General features: G+C 44.7%; 13 protein-coding genes. 5 read left to right on the forward strand and 8 right to left on the reverse strand.

All coding sequences use genetic code 11. The features are described from left to right. The first annotated feature begins 109 nt into the window (after positions 1-109). On the forward strand, positions 110-1,153 hold the full coding sequence (locus MSG93_RS14585) for an NAD(P)H-dependent flavin oxidoreductase (RefSeq protein ID WP_324622336.1): 1,044 nt from the start codon (positions 110-112) through the stop codon (positions 1,151-1,153). 53 nt (positions 1,154-1,206) lie between these two features. Here the strand turns inward: MSG93_RS14585 and ppk1 are convergent, their stop codons facing one another. Beyond that, positions 1,207-3,285 carry a polyphosphate kinase 1 gene (ppk1, locus tag MSG93_RS14590; protein ID WP_279696074.1) on the reverse strand — a complete coding sequence of 693 codons (2,079 nt, stop codon included), beginning with the start codon at positions 3,283-3,285 and terminating at the stop codon, positions 1,207-1,209. 113 nt (positions 3,286-3,398) lie between these two features. Further along, complete coding sequence (gene mtgA, locus MSG93_RS14595) at positions 3,399-4,073, reverse strand: monofunctional biosynthetic peptidoglycan transglycosylase (protein WP_005231795.1); 675 nt, start codon at positions 4,071-4,073, stop codon at positions 3,399-3,401. A gap of 72 nt (positions 4,074-4,145) precedes the next feature. Here mtgA and MSG93_RS14600 point away from each other — a divergent pair, with 72 nt between their 5' ends. Beyond that, the gene (locus MSG93_RS14600) at positions 4,146-4,952 is read left to right on the forward strand and encodes a rhomboid family intramembrane serine protease (RefSeq protein WP_324622337.1); all 807 of its coding nucleotides are present in this window, start codon (positions 4,146-4,148) and stop codon (positions 4,950-4,952) included. On the opposite strand, the gene MSG93_RS14605 is transcribed toward MSG93_RS14600, so the two are convergent. Beyond that, a complete protein-coding gene (locus MSG93_RS14605; protein WP_324622338.1) occupies positions 4,949-7,435 on the reverse strand; it encodes an ABC transporter permease in 2,487 nt (828 codons plus the stop codon). The two genes, MSG93_RS14600 and MSG93_RS14605, sit on opposite strands and share 4 nt — an antisense overlap. Beyond that, positions 7,432-8,136 (reverse strand): ABC transporter ATP-binding protein, encoded by a 705-nt coding sequence (locus MSG93_RS14610; RefSeq protein WP_005231798.1) that lies wholly within the window; start codon positions 8,134-8,136, stop codon positions 7,432-7,434. The genes MSG93_RS14605 and MSG93_RS14610 overlap by 4 nt, the downstream gene beginning before the upstream one ends. Positions 8,137-8,178: 42 nt before the next feature. On the opposite strand from MSG93_RS14610, the gene MSG93_RS14615 reads away from it, so the two are divergent. Beyond that, positions 8,179-8,802 carry an arylesterase gene (locus MSG93_RS14615; RefSeq protein WP_171062181.1) on the forward strand — a complete coding sequence of 208 codons (624 nt, stop codon included), beginning with the start codon at positions 8,179-8,181 and terminating at the stop codon, positions 8,800-8,802. A gap of 27 nt (positions 8,803-8,829) precedes the next feature. Here the strand turns inward: MSG93_RS14615 and aac(6')-I are convergent, their stop codons facing one another. Then, positions 8,830-9,270 (reverse strand): AAC(6')-Ighjkrstuvwx family aminoglycoside N-acetyltransferase, encoded by a 441-nt coding sequence (gene aac(6')-I / locus MSG93_RS14620; protein ID WP_324622339.1) that lies wholly within the window; start codon positions 9,268-9,270, stop codon positions 8,830-8,832. Positions 9,271-9,374: 104 nt separating this feature from the next. Further along, positions 9,375-9,989: a carbonic anhydrase gene (locus MSG93_RS14625; protein WP_005231802.1), complete on the reverse strand. Its 615-nt coding sequence runs from the start codon at positions 9,987-9,989 to the stop codon at positions 9,375-9,377. Positions 9,990-10,225: 236 nt separating this feature from the next. Between MSG93_RS14625 and MSG93_RS14630 the strand changes: the two genes are divergently transcribed. Further along, positions 10,226-11,239 carry an alpha/beta hydrolase gene (locus tag MSG93_RS14630; RefSeq protein ID WP_324622340.1) on the forward strand — a complete coding sequence of 338 codons (1,014 nt, stop codon included), beginning with the start codon at positions 10,226-10,228 and terminating at the stop codon, positions 11,237-11,239. Positions 11,240-11,264: 25 nt separating this feature from the next. Then, positions 11,265-12,272, forward strand: a complete 1,008-nt coding sequence (locus MSG93_RS14635) for a hypothetical protein (protein ID WP_324622341.1) — start codon at positions 11,265-11,267, stop codon at positions 12,270-12,272. 33 nt (positions 12,273-12,305) lie between these two features. On the opposite strand, the gene MSG93_RS14640 is transcribed toward MSG93_RS14635, so the two are convergent. Together MSG93_RS14640 and aguA are read right to left on the reverse strand one after the other, a co-directional pair. Continuing rightward, complete coding sequence (locus MSG93_RS14640) at positions 12,306-14,315, reverse strand: ligand-gated channel protein (RefSeq protein ID WP_324622342.1); 2,010 nt, start codon at positions 14,313-14,315, stop codon at positions 12,306-12,308. Between the two features lie 459 nt (positions 14,316-14,774). Beyond that, entirely contained in the window at positions 14,775-15,860 is a 1,086-nt protein-coding gene (gene aguA / locus MSG93_RS14645) for an agmatine deiminase (protein WP_324622343.1), read from the reverse strand. Positions 15,861-15,879: the final 19 nt, after the last annotated feature.

Raw genomic sequence — 15,879 nt, forward strand, 5'->3', positions numbered from 1 at the left:
TTGACCTATTGAAAATAGTACCTATATTCAATAATTAAATAGCGATTATTATTTGCAAGCCTTTTTGTTTTTACGTTAAGGTGATTAAAAGTGCAATGAGTCATTGATCATGTCGATTTTAGAATTATTAGAAATAAAACACCCGATTTTACTTGCGCCGATGGCTGGGGTTTCCACACCGGAACTTGCCGCTGAAGTGTCCAATCAAGGTGCATTCGGTTCTTTAGGTCTGGGAGCCAATACCCCTGAAACAGCCAAAGCACAAATCTTGAAGACACAAGAATTGACCGATCATCCCTTTCAGGTCAACTTCTTTTGTCATCAATCTGAACAACTTGACCCCGAAATTGCCCGGCAATGGATTGATTATCTCCGTCCCCAATTTGAGAAATTCGCTGCAGAAGCGCCAACCGCACTTCACTGTATTTATCCAAGCTTTCTAGACAATGACGACTTCCTGAATGTCGTGCTGGAAACCCGTCCCAAGGCGGTCAGTTTTCACTTTGGTATCCCTCATCCGCATCAGATTCAGGCTTTGAAGCAAGCAGGTATCATCACCATGGTTTCCGCAACCAATTTACTTGAAGCTCAAGCGATTGAAGCAGCGGGGATTGATATTATTATTGCGCAAGGCATTGAGGCTGGCGGGCATCGCGGGATTTTCAATCAACATTTTGATGCTGCAATTAAAACCAGCGATCTGGTTCAACTGATTACCACACACTGCGATCGTCCAGTGATTGCCGCGGGCGGGATCATGAATGGCGAACAGGCCAAGGAAATGTTGAATCGTGGTGCGTCAGCAGTCCAGCTAGGGACCGCCTTTGTGCAGTGTAAAAGCTCCAGTGCCAATGCCGCCTATCGCAAAGCATTGTTCAATCAAAGTATTACCCAGATCAGCGCCAGTCTTTCCGGTCGTCCGGCACGTGGCTTGATTGGGACTTGGCATACCCAGATTGATACACCGAATCGTCCTGCAACCCCGCAATACCCATATACCTATGACTTGGCCAAGCAGTTGATGAGCATTGCCAGTGCACAGCATGATTTCAGTTATGGCGCGTTTTGGGCTGGGAGTAATGTGGCACAAATCAGAGAGTTAGAGGCAGCAGATCTCGTCAATCAACTGGTGCTGGAAATAAAAACCAACTAAATTTTACCGATAAAAAAGCCGACCCATCAGGATCGGCTTTTTGCTCGATCAGGTTATTTAATGGCTTCCAGCAAGGTCTGCTGGGCATTGTGTGGCGCTTCACCTTCTAAAGGTCGTGCACGTTCCCACACCCCGTCTCCTTGTAACAGCCAGGCTTGCTGATTGTCTTTGAGATAGTTGAGTAAACCCTGCTGATAAATCCGCTTTTTCAAGGTCGGCTCTTCAATCGGGAAACAGGCTTCAACGCGGTTAAACAGGTTACGGTCCATCCAGTCAGCACTTGAACCGTAAATACGCGGATTACCGTTATTACTGAAATAATAGACTCGGGTATGTTCCAGGAAACGCCCGACAATCGAACGCACACGAATATTTTCCGACAGATTCGGTAAACCTGGACGTAAACAGCAGATTGAACGAATGATCAGGTCGACCTGCACACCCGCTTGTGAGGCTTCATATAGTTTATTAATCAGCTGAACTTCGGTTAAGGCATTCACTTTAATAATGATCTGTGCAGGTTTGCCTTCCTTAGCGTTGGCAATTTCGTCATCGATATAATTAATCAACTGCGCATGTAAAGTGAATGGCGCATGCAGTAACTTTTTCGGCTTGGCCATTTTACCCATGCCGGTCAATTCCTGAAAAATACGATGCACGTCTTCACACAGGTCTTTATCCGTGGTCATTAAACCATAGTCGGTATAGATACGGGCATTGGTTGCATGATAGTTGCCTGTACCTAAATGCACATAACGCACCAGTTTATTATTTTCACGGCGTACCACCAGAATCATTTTGGCATGGGTTTTATAACCGACGATGCCATACACCACCACAGCACCCGCTTCCTGCAACACATTGGCCACTTCGATGTTGGATTCTTCATCAAAGCGGGCACGTAATTCAATCACCGCTGTGACTTCTTTCCCATTCCGTGCCGCTTCGGCAAGCACCTGCACGATTTCCGAGTCTGCACCACTACGATACAGGGTTTGCTTGATCGCCAGCACTTGCGGATCACGCGCAGCCTCACGTAACAGTTGAATTACAGGTGCGAAGGATTCAAAAGGATGGTGCAATAAAATGTCCTGTTTTTGCATGGCTGCAAAAATACTTTCCGACTTTTTAAAGGCTTTCGGAATCACAGGCGTATGCGAATCATAACGTAAATGCGGACGTTTAAAGTTGGACAATAAACGTGCCAAGTTGACAGGGCCGTCAACGCGATAAAGCTGTTCTTCGTTCAGGTCGAACTCATCAAGCAGATATTCATAAATATGCTTTGGACAGTTATGGGTCACTTCCAGACGGACCGCACGACCAAAACGGCGTGAACTTAATTCACCTTTGAGGGCTTTGGCCAAATCTTCGACATCTTCATTCAGCGCTAAATCGGCATTACGGGTGACACGGAACTGGTAGCAACCCGTTGCAGTCATGCCCGGGAACAGATCAGAAATATGTTCATGAATAATCGCCGAAAGCATCACGTGATGTTCTTTACCATCGGTCAATTCATCAGGCAAACGGACTACACGCGGCAATGAACGTGGCGCAGGTACAACAGCCAGATCAATTTGACGACCAAATGCATCCTTCCCTTCCAGCGTGACAATAAAGTTCAGACTTTTATTGACCAGTCGCGGGAACGGATGGGCCGGGTCCAGACTGATAGGCGTAAGCACAGGTGCAACCTGCTCATGGAAATATTTTTTGATCCATGCGGATTGTGCCGGTGTTAATTCACCACGACGCAGGAAGCAAATATCTTCTTTACGTAATTTCGGCAGGATTTCTTCATTTAATATGCGGTACTGACGTTCGATCGCGGCATGCGTGGTTTTAGAAATCTGTTCCAGCACCTGCTTTGGGGTCAAGCCATCTGGCGTGCGGCTTTCATTGCCCAAGGTCAGTTGTTCCATCATGCCCGCAACACGGATCTCAAAGAATTCGTCCAGATTGCGTGAAAAGATCAAAAGGAAGTTCATCCGCTCTAATAATGGATGAAGTGGATCGACAGCCTGTTCCAGTACGCGTAGATGGAAATCGAGAATCGAAAGCTCACGATTGATATAACGATCGTTGTAACTATATTCTATTGGCGTTGTTGTCGTCACTGCAGTATTCATACCCAACCTTGTTGCTTTATCATTCATCAAGTGATGATTTAAGTATGCTGCAAAATTATGTCAATTTGGTAAAAAAGCCCAAAATATTGGGCTTTTTTTTAAAATTTGGTGAATTATTGTGGAAGTTGTATACCGTTCATATATTTTAGGATCACCCGCTTACGATATTGCAGCTTACGGTCATTACGGTTGTCCTGATAATACTTTGGATTGGGCAACAGCGCGGCTAAAAATGCAGCCTGCTCCCGGGTTAGACTTTTAGAGCTTTTACCATAATAAAATTGGGCTGCCGCCTCAACTCCATAGATGTTTTGGCCAAACTCAACCGAGTTCATATACACTTCCAGAATGCGTCGTTTTGACCACATCCGCTCCATCATCCAGGTGGCCACGGCTTCCTGGCCTTTGCGAATAAAAGAACGTTTATTATACAGAAACAGGTTTTTTGCCAACTGCTGGGAAACCGTTGAACCACCCGCCACCAGTTCACCTTTTTCGCTATTGCGTTCCAGCGCAAACTGAATCCCTGCCCAGTCAAAGCCATGATGATGAATAAACTTGGCATCCTCACCCGCTAAAATAGCGCGTTTGAAATTATCACTGATGTTGTCATAGTCACGCCATTCCTGCTTGATCGGTTTAAAGTCGGTCAAATAATCCCAACGCATAAACATGGTGGTATTGACCGGATGGGTGCGCCACCAGACCAGACTACTAAAAATCCAAAGCTGGATCAGTAGAATGACGCCGATAATCAACATTACTGCGCGTGCTAAAAAGGCTTTCATTAAAGTGCATCACTCCATCATGCAATAAATTCATGCTAAGCTATTTTTTATATCAATCACTAGCCTAAACATATGACTGAAACGACTCCACCACAAATCAACCAAAAATTGCAAATACAAACTTGGTGGTTTACTGCGTTATTAATCGCAGTCAATGTCGGATTATTTGGCTGGCAAATTGTTTCAGGGGTGAATATTACCGACCCTGCCCCTGTTGATGCAATCGCCTGGGGCGCAGATTTTACCCCGCTCACCTTTTCCGGGCAGGCGGAACGCTTATTTACCAGTATGTTTTTCCATTTTGGCCTGATCCATTTAATGTTAAATATGTGGGCGCTGTATATCTTTGGCAGTGTGGCAGAACAATTATTTGGTCGCAGCTATTATATCGCTATGTATGTGCTGGCTGGCCTGATGGGCAGTGTCCTGTCCAGTTATCTGAGCATCCGCGATGGCTACGCGCTGTTACAACATTTTGACCCGAAATTACTCCCGCATATCAGTGCAGGCGCCTCCGGTGCAGTGATGGGACTCGGTGCAGCACTTACGGTTATTTCCCTGTTTCCCCCTTTGCCACAGCAACGCTTTTTGCTAGATAAAAAATCATTACTCATGGTGATGGGGATTAACCTTGTCTTCGGTTTCACCGTTTCAGGGATTAACAATGCCGCGCATATTGGCGGCATGCTGATGGGGGCATTACTGGCCGCAACCTGGTATTTCAGCCAGAAAACGCCAAGAAAAGCACTGGCTCAAGCCATTGCCATAATTATGGGCAGCTTACTGCTCTATGCATTCTACTTTTATTGCACCCAATTAAGCACAGGACTTACTCCACTGTGGAATGAAATCCTGCGTCAGAACCAGCTTACTTTCTAAGACTGGTTCATTTCTCTTAAACTTTGTAAGGGCGGAATATCGCATAAGTAACTCAAACGATAGCGCCCGATCAGCGTACAGACCACTAGCATGCTCAACGGTAGAATCAGCCAGATTTCAGCATGCCACTGAATCGCCATTTGCATCTTATAACTGGCAATGGCACTAATCACCTCTGCAAATAGACAGGCCACCACACCCGCCAGCAGACCGATAAAACCGATTTCCAGACTGAGCATGCGTTTTAATTTATACTTAGCGACACCAAAGGAGCGCAATAAAGCCACCTCCTTACGGCGCTCATCCATCAGCACATTTAAACAGGCAATCAGTACCAGTACCCCCGATAAACCCACCAGCAAGGCCAGAACCGTGACAATCTGCACCAGAACATTGACCAGACGTTTTATCTCTTCCAGAATACGCCCGACATCAATAAATACCGTGTTGGAAAATTGCTGAATCAATTGCACCATTTTCGGCTGATCCGCTGGCGGGACATAGAAGCTGCCTAAATAACTGCCTGCGTTTTCATCCATGGTTTTCGGTGAAAAAATAAAGAAGAAATTCGGACTAAAACTTTCCCATTCCACGCTCCGCAGATTGATGACGGTCGCATTCAGTGGCCCTTCGGGTAAGCTGAAACTGAGTTGATCGCCAATCTTGATTCCAAGTTCCGTGGCCAGTTTGGCTTCGACCGACACCTGCCCCGTCTGGGTAAAATCTGGATTGCCCTCAGTAATCAGATTATCTTTCGGATACACTGCGGCTTGGGTCAGATTCAGTTCACGACGCAACGAATTATTTTGCTTGACCAGTTCTGCTGCAAAAGGCTGACCATTTTTGGCCAGCAACCGGCCTCGAATATTCGGATAAAGCGGGGTGCTCGACCATTGATTCTGCTCAAGCTGCTGTTTCAATTGCGGCATATCAAATGGCGGTAAGCCATAAACAAACTGGTTCGGTGTCCCTGCCGGCAATTGTTGCTGCCAACGCTGCAATAAATCTGTTCTTAAGACACTCAAGACCGTAATCAGGCTCAGCCCCAAAGCCAAAGCGGTAATCTGTAGCGCAGTTTGATGCGGAATGCGTACATAGGCAGAGATCGGATGCTTGAGCTGCTTGATTGCTTTTAACAGCAACCAGATCACGGCAAAAAGCACCGCACACAATATCAAGATCGCGGCCAACACCCATAGGCTTAACTGCAAATTATCACTCAGCACCAGACTAAACATCACCAGACTGGCGATACCAACTGCAAACATGGCGATATACGATTTACGTGACCGCTCCTGCTGACGGATCACCCGTATCGGAGGGGTATTGAGTAACTCCCAGATACTGGGCAAGATAAAACCGATCAGCACCATCACACTGGTAAAAATGGCGACTGGCAAGGCAAACAGCAAATCAGCCAGTGCAAAGCTCAATTGTAATTGTGGAATCAGCTGTAACATCAGCTGCAATAAACCATAGCCTAAAGCAATCCCGATCAGACTGCCCAGCCCAATTGACAAAGCACTGACAATACCAAGCAAGGCCAGATAAGCCAGCAAAATCTGTCTCTTGCTTGCCCCCAGACAACGCATCAGGGCAATATGATCCTGATTTTGTTGCACATAACGTTGACTGGTCAAGGCAATGGCAATACCACACAGCAAAATGGTTAATAAATTGGCAAGCTGTAAAAAGGTATCCAGATTTTCAATCGGTTTCATTAAGCGCGTATTGGATTGGCTGGCATCGCGTAATTTCAGCGAAGCCTGTTCACCCTCTTCCATCTGCTGCTCATCGGGCTGGTCGTGCATCGCTTCAGGATGGGTCTGTTGCCTGAAGACGTGTTTAAAAGCCTTAACCTGTTCAGGCAGCCCTGCCATCAATAACCGATACTCAATCCGGCTGCCCACTTGCACGGCATGGGTTTTGGCAATATCAGCCTGATGAATCATCACTGTCGGCGAAAATCCAGAAAAGCCAAGCTCCTGATTAGCATCGTGTTCAATAATCCCGGTCACTTTAAACTGAGCATCCGCAATCGCAACCTGATCCCCTACTTTCGCCTGTAACAGATCAGCGGCCCGCGGGCTCAACCAGACCTGTCCAGTTTGCAGGCCTTGTGACTTGGGCTGAATTTCAAGTTCACCGCGTAATGGAAAATGTGCATCAATCGCTTTGACATTGACCATCACAAACTGATCCGAGGTATGCGCCATCGAACTAAATACCGTCACCGCTGCCTGTTGCAAACCAAGTTTTTGGGCTTGCTGTGACCATTCGGTCTGAATCGGGTCCTTATCGTAGAGCACCAGATCCGCAGCCAACATTTCAGCAGCCTGTAGGGTTACGGCATTTTGGACTTGGGTATTACTAAACTTGAGGGCTGTGGTGGCACTGATCGCTAAAGAAAGGGCAATGATTAATAAATACAAGCCTCCCGTACGAAAGCTTTGCAGTAAGAGAGGCTTAAGTACTGAACTCATAGGCCTTCTCCAAGTTTGACGATGTCCTGAATCTGCCCATCCGCCAGTTTGACATGACGTTGACATAAAGCAGCCAGATTCTGATCATGCGTCACCAGCACCAAGGTTGTGCCTAGTTCTTTGTTCAACTCAAATAACAGCTGTTCAATTTCTTCAGCCGTTTGTCCATCCAGATTGCCGGTCGGTTCATCGGCAAAAATAATTTTTGGTTCTGCAATCAGGGCACGTGCAATGGCTACGCGCTGCTGCTCCCCACCAGAAAGCACTTTCGGTGTTTGCTGGGCCTGACGTACCAGCCCAACCCGTTCTAACCAGGCCAATGCTTTTTGTTCTGCCTGCCTGAAATTAAAGTCAGGCTGTAAACGTAAGGGCAACATGACATTTTCCAGTGCACTGAGCTGCGGCAATAGCTGAAAAGACTGAAATACAAAACCGATATTTTCCAGACGAACCTGTGCGCGCTGTTCTTCAGACAAGCTATGCACTGCCTGTCCACATACCCATAACTCCCCTGCGCTGGGACGATCAAGCGTTGCCAGGATACCCAATAAGGTTGATTTGCCTGAACCAGAGCGACCGGTAATGGCAATCTGTTCGCCTGGATAAATTTCCAAATCGATCTCTTTTAAAATCGTTAAACTTTGCTGATTAATTTGAATCTTTTGTGTAACTTTTTGGGCAGAAATAATCGGTTGTGGCATGATGTCACGTATCCTTTAGGACAAATTTGAAGTGCAATGCAAATATCTAAAGTTATCTTGTCAGTATCTAAAACGCTTGCAATGATCAGTGTCTGCTTGATTCCGACACTGGTTTCAGCAAAGACTATTTTAATTTTGGGTGATAGCCTGAGCGCGGGTTATGGCATAGATGCAAAACAAGGTTGGGTTCACTTGTTACAACAACGTTTAGACCAACAGTATCCGAAACAGCACAAGGTGGTCAATGCAAGTGTCAGCGGCGAAACCACCAGCGGCGCACTGGCCAGACTGCCAAAATTATTGCAAACCTATCGGCCGGAAGTGGTGGTGATTGAACTGGGCGGCAATGATGGCTTGCGCGGCCAGCCTCCGCAAATGATTCAAAACAATCTTGCCCAGTTGGTACAGTTGAGTCAGAAACAGAAAGCCCATGTTTTATTGTTTGGGATGAAAATACCACCGAATTATGGCACAGCGTATAGCAAGGCCTTTGAAAATAATTACAAGCTGGTCAGCCAGCAATATAAAGTGAAATTACTGCCGTTCTTTCTTGACGGCGTCGCAGGACAGAAGCACTTGATCCAGAACGATCAGATCCATCCGAATGCGAAAGCACAACCCCTGATGCTGAATCTGGCTTATCCTTATATCAAAGCTGCGTTATAAACCGCGCCTTTGACAAAATTGACGATTTCAACTGATGTTTTTCTTAAAGTAAACCACACGCTCGGTTTCCTGAAAGCCCAGCGCGCGATGCATGGCATGACTGATCGTATTATCCAGCGCAGCGTCCGAAGCAAATTCGGTACATGCAAACTGCTTGGCCCAGTGTTCTACCTGCTGTACCAACGCGCTAGCAACACCTGAACGTCGATATTCTGGCAACACATAAATACCTTCCAGAAAAGCCACCGGTGAGCTTTGCGTGCCATTCACATATTCATATCGAATCGAGGCTTCCAGCATGGCAATTGCTTGCTGCTGATCGTTATAGCTTAATAATTGCAGGGTCTGTGTTTGTTCGAGTAGCTGCCGCATTTCCAGTAAATGCGTGTCTTCATGATCAGGCCAGAGTAATCGTCTTAATTGCAGCCAGTCGGCCAAGAACGGCTCGGTTACAGGCATGATTTTCATATCGATTCTGCCCTTTTACTTTGCTTATTTTTCTAATTCAATAAAAAATAAAGATTTATACTTTAATCAGAGAAATTAAGGCGAGTTAAAACTCGCCCTGATGCTTAGAAATCAAAAAAAGAAACTTCACCGGTTTCGAGTGAATATTCTGCACCAACCACAATCATTTTGCCCTTTTCAATCAGGCTTTCCAGTACAGCAGAGCCATGACGGAGCTGATTCACAGAAGCAAATACGTTTGAACGGACCGCATGCGCAGACAATTTTTTCAAATCATTTTTGAGTTCGGTTTGCATCAGTATTTCAACCGAAGGACGGACACGGTTGACGATCGACATTAAATTCGATGAAGGCGGCTGATCAGGGTTCATCAAGGTATCAATCGTGGCTTGAATCGCGCCACAATGGCTATGTCCCAGCACCACCACCACGGCGCAATCGTAACGCTCTGCAGCGAATTCAACACTGCCGACCTGTGAAGGTGCCACAATATTGCCTGCCACACGAATCACGAACAAGTCACCCAAGCCTTGGTCAAAAACCATTTCAGCAGGTACACGTGAATCAGAACAGCCTAAAACAATTGCAAAAGGATTTTGATCACTAGCCATCTCGGCACGTTCTTGGTGAGATAACAATTTTTGTTGAACTGCTTCTCCTTTTACAAAACGGGCATTACCAGCTTTTAAACGTTCTAATGCTTCTTGTGCGGTGAGCATGTGTATATCCATGTGTGATTGACCTGAGGCAACAGTTTAATGTGCGCCCGTTTGAAAGTCACTGACAAAAATAGAAACGATCAGCATACTTGCTAATCTTTTGAACGCTAAAATAGCGGAAAATTGCTGAATTCATTGGCAAGAATTTCCATACATCTGTAGATTATGCAAATGACTCGCGTCGTCTCTTCCTCAATAATCAATTGGTTTAAAAATAGATCAAGGATTGAACAAAGATGATCAATACCCGATTTGCCCAACCGTTGCGTAAGACACTCGGTGCAGCTTTACTGGCCTGTAGCTTAAGCACGGTTGCTGTCACTACAACTCAAGCTGCCGAAATAGAAATGAGCTTTCAAAACCTGTTGCAGCAAGAACGTGCCTGGGCTGGTTTACAAAGCAAAACCTTAAAAGTGGGTGATATTACCTGGTCTTATAGTGAAGGCGGTCAAGCCGGCAAGCCTATTATTATTTTAATTCATGGTCTGGCAGGCAGCCGTGACAACTGGAACCGTGTCGCACGCGCCCTCACAGCAAATTACCACGTCATTATTCCGGATTTACCAGCCAGCGGTGAAACACTGGTTCCAAAGGATTTTGACTATTCTGTGCCGAATGTCACCGAAAAATTACGCCGTTTTGTGGAAGCCGCCAATCTGACCGGACCTGCACATATTGCCGGTCATTCACTGGGTGGTTCTATTGCCATGCTCTATGCAGGCCAATATCCCTTTGAAACCAAGAGTCTTTTCCTCATTGACGCGGCAGGTGTCTATAAAGCAGCGAATACACCTTATTTAAAAGATCCAAATCAGGTGAAGAACATGATTGTGAGCAAAAAAGGAGATTTCAATTTCCTGATGCAACAAGCCATGTTTACTCCACCATTCATTCCAAAAGAAATTGCTCAGGCTCAAGAAAAAATGATGATTGGTCAGGTTGAGCAGACCCAGAAAATGGTCGATCAGGTGATTGCCTTGAACAAGCTCTATACCCCAGATTCATTTGCCTTGCTGGCAAGATCGATTGATGCACCGACCCTGATCTTATGGGGCAAGCAGGATAAAATCGTTAATGTTGAGGTGGTACCAGAATTAAAAGCATTACTGAAAAATGCCCAGACGCCTGTCATTCTGGACAATGTCGGTCATATGCCGATTCTGGAAGCAGATCAACTGGTGGTTCAGCAATATCTGCCGTTCCTGAGCAAGATTCAGGCACAAAAAACTGCTGCGGCTCCAGCGCAATAAACTTAATTTAGCGATTTGAGAATATATGTCTAAACATCCAATGATAGAACAACTGATTGATGCACAGCTCGACTTTCTTGAACATGAGTTTGCACAACCAGACACCATTCAATCAGAATTTAAACAGTTCTATCATTGGTTACGCTTGCAACCGTTACAGCAACTCTGGTCTTTTGAACAAATTTTTAACCTGATTGAAAAACAGATTCTTGCGACACCGGCAAGTGCCTTTTTGGTTGAGCAGATTGCGGAGCATATCCGTTTTGCCCTGATTCATCCAGTTAACGACCAGACCAGCATTGAAGATATTATTCCTGTGCTGACAGTAGATTCGATTGCCCAGTATGTGGCCAGTAAAAGTGGACATCGGCAGCGTTTAATTAAAACCGTGGTGAACAATCCCGCGTTCTCAGTATTGATTAGTCAGTTAATCCAGCACTCGATTCAGGATTATCTGGATAATTCAGTGATGTCGAAACGCGTTCCAGGTGTCGGGCATTTTATGAAAATGGGCAAATCGGTTTTAGAAACAGTGACCGACTCCAATCTGAACCAGACCATTGCCCATTATCTGCAAAAAAATATTTTAAAAATCAGTCAAATGAGTGAAAAAGTGCTCAATCAGCACTTTAATGATGACAAGCTCTATCATTTTCAGGCCAATCTCTGGCATAAAATTAAAGTCATGCCCTTATCGGTATTGCGGAATTATATCGAAGTACAGGACTTACCAAAGACGGTCGCGATGGGACACGAAATCTGGGATCATATTCGTCAGGCGCCTTATCTGAAACAACAAGTGCATGATGGCGTCTATGCCTGGTACGCACGTAATCAGGAACGGACTTTTGATCTTTTATTACGTGACCTGAATATTGAGGAGGCATTGATTGAACATGAACTCAGTCAATTACTTATCCCTGTACTGCAACAGGTAATCGAGACAGGTTATTTACGTGAGCGTGCCCGCCCTTATTTAGAAAAGTTTTATTATTCGGATCAAGTCGTACATATCTTAAAAGTAGAAGGATAAGGCTTTAAAAAACCTTACCCTTCCCTTCAAGTCTTAGAAGCTATAGGTCACACCAAGATTATAACGGCGGCCATCTAACACATAGTTATAGGTCGCAGTATCAATCTCTTTATCAAATAGATTGTAAATGCCTGCAGCAACCGCAATATTTTGCGTTGGCTTATAGTTCACTCCAACATCCACCATCGTATAAGCCGGTTTACCTTTGGCCATGGCTGTACGGCCCAAGTAATCCGAAGTTTTACTACGGTAATTCACACGACCCCAGCTTGAGAATTGATCATTAATTTCCCAATCTGCTGTGGTGTTAAACATATGCTTAGGCATTTCATTTAAAGGCTTGCCTTTGTTCACACCACTCTTTTGTTCAGTATCCGTGAAGGTGTAATTCGCACTCAAGTTCACATTTGGTAAGACTTTCCAGCCAAAAGTAGCTTCTGCGCCACGCATACTAGCCTTATCCACATTTTCCTTTAAGCTAACAAAGTCAAATTTTTCTCCCAGCCAATCACAGCCAGCGGAACCTGCACCTTTATCACAATCACGTATCTCGGTGATTTTATCTTTAAATTCACTATTGAATAGCGTAAGGCCCGCAGTCAGGTTGTCCAAGTTATCCCAGTTAAAAGAAACTTCATAGTTTACGCTTTTCTCAGGTTTTAAATCCGGATTACCAACAATCACCCCATTACTTTGACTGCCACCTGTTGCTTGCCCCCATGATGCGACTGTTTCTCTAAGTGTTGGTGTTTTATAACCCGTTGAGACGCCACCTTTAATCACCCAATTATCATTCAGTCCCCAAACGCCATAGACTTTCGGGCTCCAGTGATCACCAAAATTCTCATCTTTATCTAAACGCAGTGAACTGGTTAAGGTGAAATCATCGACAATATTCCAGGCATTTTCCGCAAATAAAGCCCAGCTATAACGCTCAAGATTGGAAATTGGTTTTGCCCCACCCACGCTTAGCTGATTGCCTTTGTCATCTAATTCTTCTTTTAAATATGATCCCCCAAAGCTCAAACTCTGACGGTCAAAATTAATTTTATTGATGGTATTAAATGTAGTATTGGTCGCTTCCATATTCCGTGATGGATTTTCATTCTCTTCACGTTGAATATAAGAGTGGGTTTCAACTGCTCCAATCTGACCACGATGCGTTAAGCTATATTCGGTACGATAATAATCTGCAAATGAATTTACTGGTGGTTTTTTGCCTGTTGGTACAGGTGAAATACTCTTGCCAACAGTTGCATTGCGGTTTTGAATCGAACGCTGATACTCCAGATCAATGGTATGATCATCATTGGGGGTCAGACTAAAGGCAGCTCCGCCTGCACGTATTTTCTGCTTTTTATAGCCACCATAGATTTCATCTTCATCACGTTGCGAATAAAGACCATTGGCTTTAAACGACAATAGATTGGCGATTAGAGGACCTGCAATATAAGCATTGGTTTGATATTGATTACCTGAGTCAGAATTTTCCTGCAACGTGGTATCAAGCTTGATCGAACCCGTCCACTCAGTTACATTTTTCTTGGTAATAATGTTAATCACACCACCCATCGCATCTGAACCATATAAGCCAGACATTGGTCCACGGATCACTTCAATGCGTTCAATAGCGCCAATATTCGGTAACCAGCCTTGTTCAATGCCTGAGTTATCACTATTTGGACGTACTGAACGTGAATTTACTTTCTTTCCATTAACCATAATTACGGTATAGGCACTGCCCATACCACGGATACTGATATCACTTGAGCTACCGCCTCCTGTAACCACCACACCTGGAACATCTTTCAGTGCATCGGTCACATCACGATATGCTTTTTTATTTATTTCTTCTTGTGTAAGCACAGAAATAGACGCTGCTGCTTTTTTAATGTCCTGCTCAAATCCACTTGCCGTGACAACAATCTTTTCCAGTTGTACAGGTTCTTTATTGGCCTGAATTTCTGCTGCCTGTGCAAGCGCCATCATACCGCCCAATACGGAAATAGTGAGGAGTGATTGACGTGCTATTTTGTTGGACATATTCCCACCCGATTCAGAGATATCTTAAATATTGCTTAAAATTTATGGGAATTCTAACAAAAAACAAATAAAACTCAATATAAATGATAATTATTATTATTTATATGTTCATTTTTAATTGTTTGCCGATAGCTTATCAATTGAGGCAAACCAGTTGAACTTTTTAGATTTCAGTCAAAAATAATGATTCCAAATCATTCATTTTATTTAACAATGATCTGATTACATTTAAGTAAAAAAGTTAATGATGGAGTCTGTGTTAGAGACTAGCTGTTATTGAAATGATCGACTGACTCAAGCTGTTCAAATTTAAAGACGTTTTATAGCTTAAATCGCTTCTTTAAAATTATGATACTTTTCTAGTAATTTTTATGCATATTACGTTGTTTTTTGATTGCGCAAGTTGAAAAGCGCGCCCCATATCTGGACCACGTTTCAACTTGCATGTCACATCGTGACTTAAGCCGGAATTTGCTGGGTAATGCAGTGAATATTGCCGCCACCGAGTAAGATTTCGCGCGCAGGAACACCTGTGATCAGATAGTCTGGATACATCTGCTGGAACAATGCCTTCGCCTGTTCATCAGTACGTTCATCCAGTAACGGAAAAATGATCTGCTGGTTACTAATCAGGTAATTGACATAAGAGCCCGCCAGACGATTGCCTTCAAAACGTTCAATGGCATTGCCCTTATCAATATCGATCGTCTCGTTTCCACTGGCATACAGTGGCCCGGGAGATGGCAACTTCCACACTTTCAATTGACGGCCTTTTGCATCCTTTGTATTTTCCAATACTTGTAATGCGGCTTGTGAACGTGCGTATTGCGGATCATTGAGATCATCTGTCCAGTGCAATGCCACTTCACCAGGACGGACAAAGCAGCACATATTATCAACATGCCCATCGGTTTCATCATTAAATACACCTTGAGGCAACCAGATGAAAGCGGTGACACCCAGGCATTCTTGCAGAATATTTTCAATCTGGGCCTGAGTCAGATGTGGATTTCGGTTCGGATTCAGCAAGCATTCTGCAGTGGTCAACAATGTGCCTTCTCCATCTACATGAATGGCGCCGCCCTCTAAAATCAGCGGTGTCGAGTAAGTATCAATGCCGTGCTGAGCAGCGATTTTGCCTGCAATCAACTGATCCTGATCCCATGGGAAATACAATCCGCCATTTTCCCCACCCCATGCATTAAATACCCAGTTAATGGCTTTTTTCTGGCCTTGTGCATTCTTGACAATGGTTGGTCCCGTATCACGTGTCCAGGCATCATCACTTTCCATTTCCACCAGTGTGACCTGTGCAGGCATAACTTGACGTGCTTTTTCCATTTCTGCTTGAGGAACAGCCATAAATACTGGCGTTTTCTGGGCAATTGCAGCCGCAACCTGGGCAAAAGCCTGTTGTGCAGGTGCGCCATTGCCACGCCAGTTATCCGTACGATACGGCCAGATCATCCATACCGCTTCTTGTGCAGACCACTCGCCGGGCATGCTAAAACCTTGCTGCTTTGGGGTTGTCGCATTCTGTTCCATATTGTCTATCTCCATATGT

The sequence above is a fragment of the Acinetobacter sp. IK40 genome (genome assembly GCF_035615075.1).
GTDB classification, from domain to species: Bacteria; Pseudomonadota; Gammaproteobacteria; order Pseudomonadales; family Moraxellaceae; genus Acinetobacter; species Acinetobacter courvalinii.

Bases quoted from the DNA above. Each gene is read 5' to 3' on its own strand.
- MSG93_RS14585 (WP_324622336.1), top strand. From the start codon at position 110: ATGTCGATTTTAGAATTATTAGAAATAAAACACCCGATTTTACTTGCG.
- ppk1 (WP_279696074.1), bottom strand. From the start codon at position 3,285: ATGAATACTGCAGTGACGACAACAACGCCAATAGAATATAGTTACAAC.
- mtgA (WP_005231795.1), bottom strand. From the start codon at position 4,073: ATGAAAGCCTTTTTAGCACGCGCAGTAATGTTGATTATCGGCGTCATT.
- MSG93_RS14600 (WP_324622337.1), top strand. From the start codon at position 4,146: ATGACTGAAACGACTCCACCACAAATCAACCAAAAATTGCAAATACAA.
- MSG93_RS14605 (WP_324622338.1), bottom strand. From the start codon at position 7,435: ATGAGTTCAGTACTTAAGCCTCTCTTACTGCAAAGCTTTCGTACGGGA.
- MSG93_RS14610 (WP_005231798.1), bottom strand. From the start codon at position 8,136: ATGCCACAACCGATTATTTCTGCCCAAAAAGTTACACAAAAGATTCAA.
- MSG93_RS14625 (WP_005231802.1), bottom strand. From the start codon at position 9,989: ATGCTCACCGCACAAGAAGCATTAGAACGTTTAAAAGCTGGTAATGCC.
- MSG93_RS14630 (WP_324622340.1), top strand. From the start codon at position 10,226: ATGATCAATACCCGATTTGCCCAACCGTTGCGTAAGACACTCGGTGCA.
- MSG93_RS14635 (WP_324622341.1), top strand. From the start codon at position 11,265: ATGTCTAAACATCCAATGATAGAACAACTGATTGATGCACAGCTCGAC.
- MSG93_RS14640 (WP_324622342.1), bottom strand. From the start codon at position 14,315: ATGTCCAACAAAATAGCACGTCAATCACTCCTCACTATTTCCGTATTG.
- aguA (WP_324622343.1), bottom strand. From the start codon at position 15,860: ATGGAACAGAATGCGACAACCCCAAAGCAGCAAGGTTTTAGCATGCCC.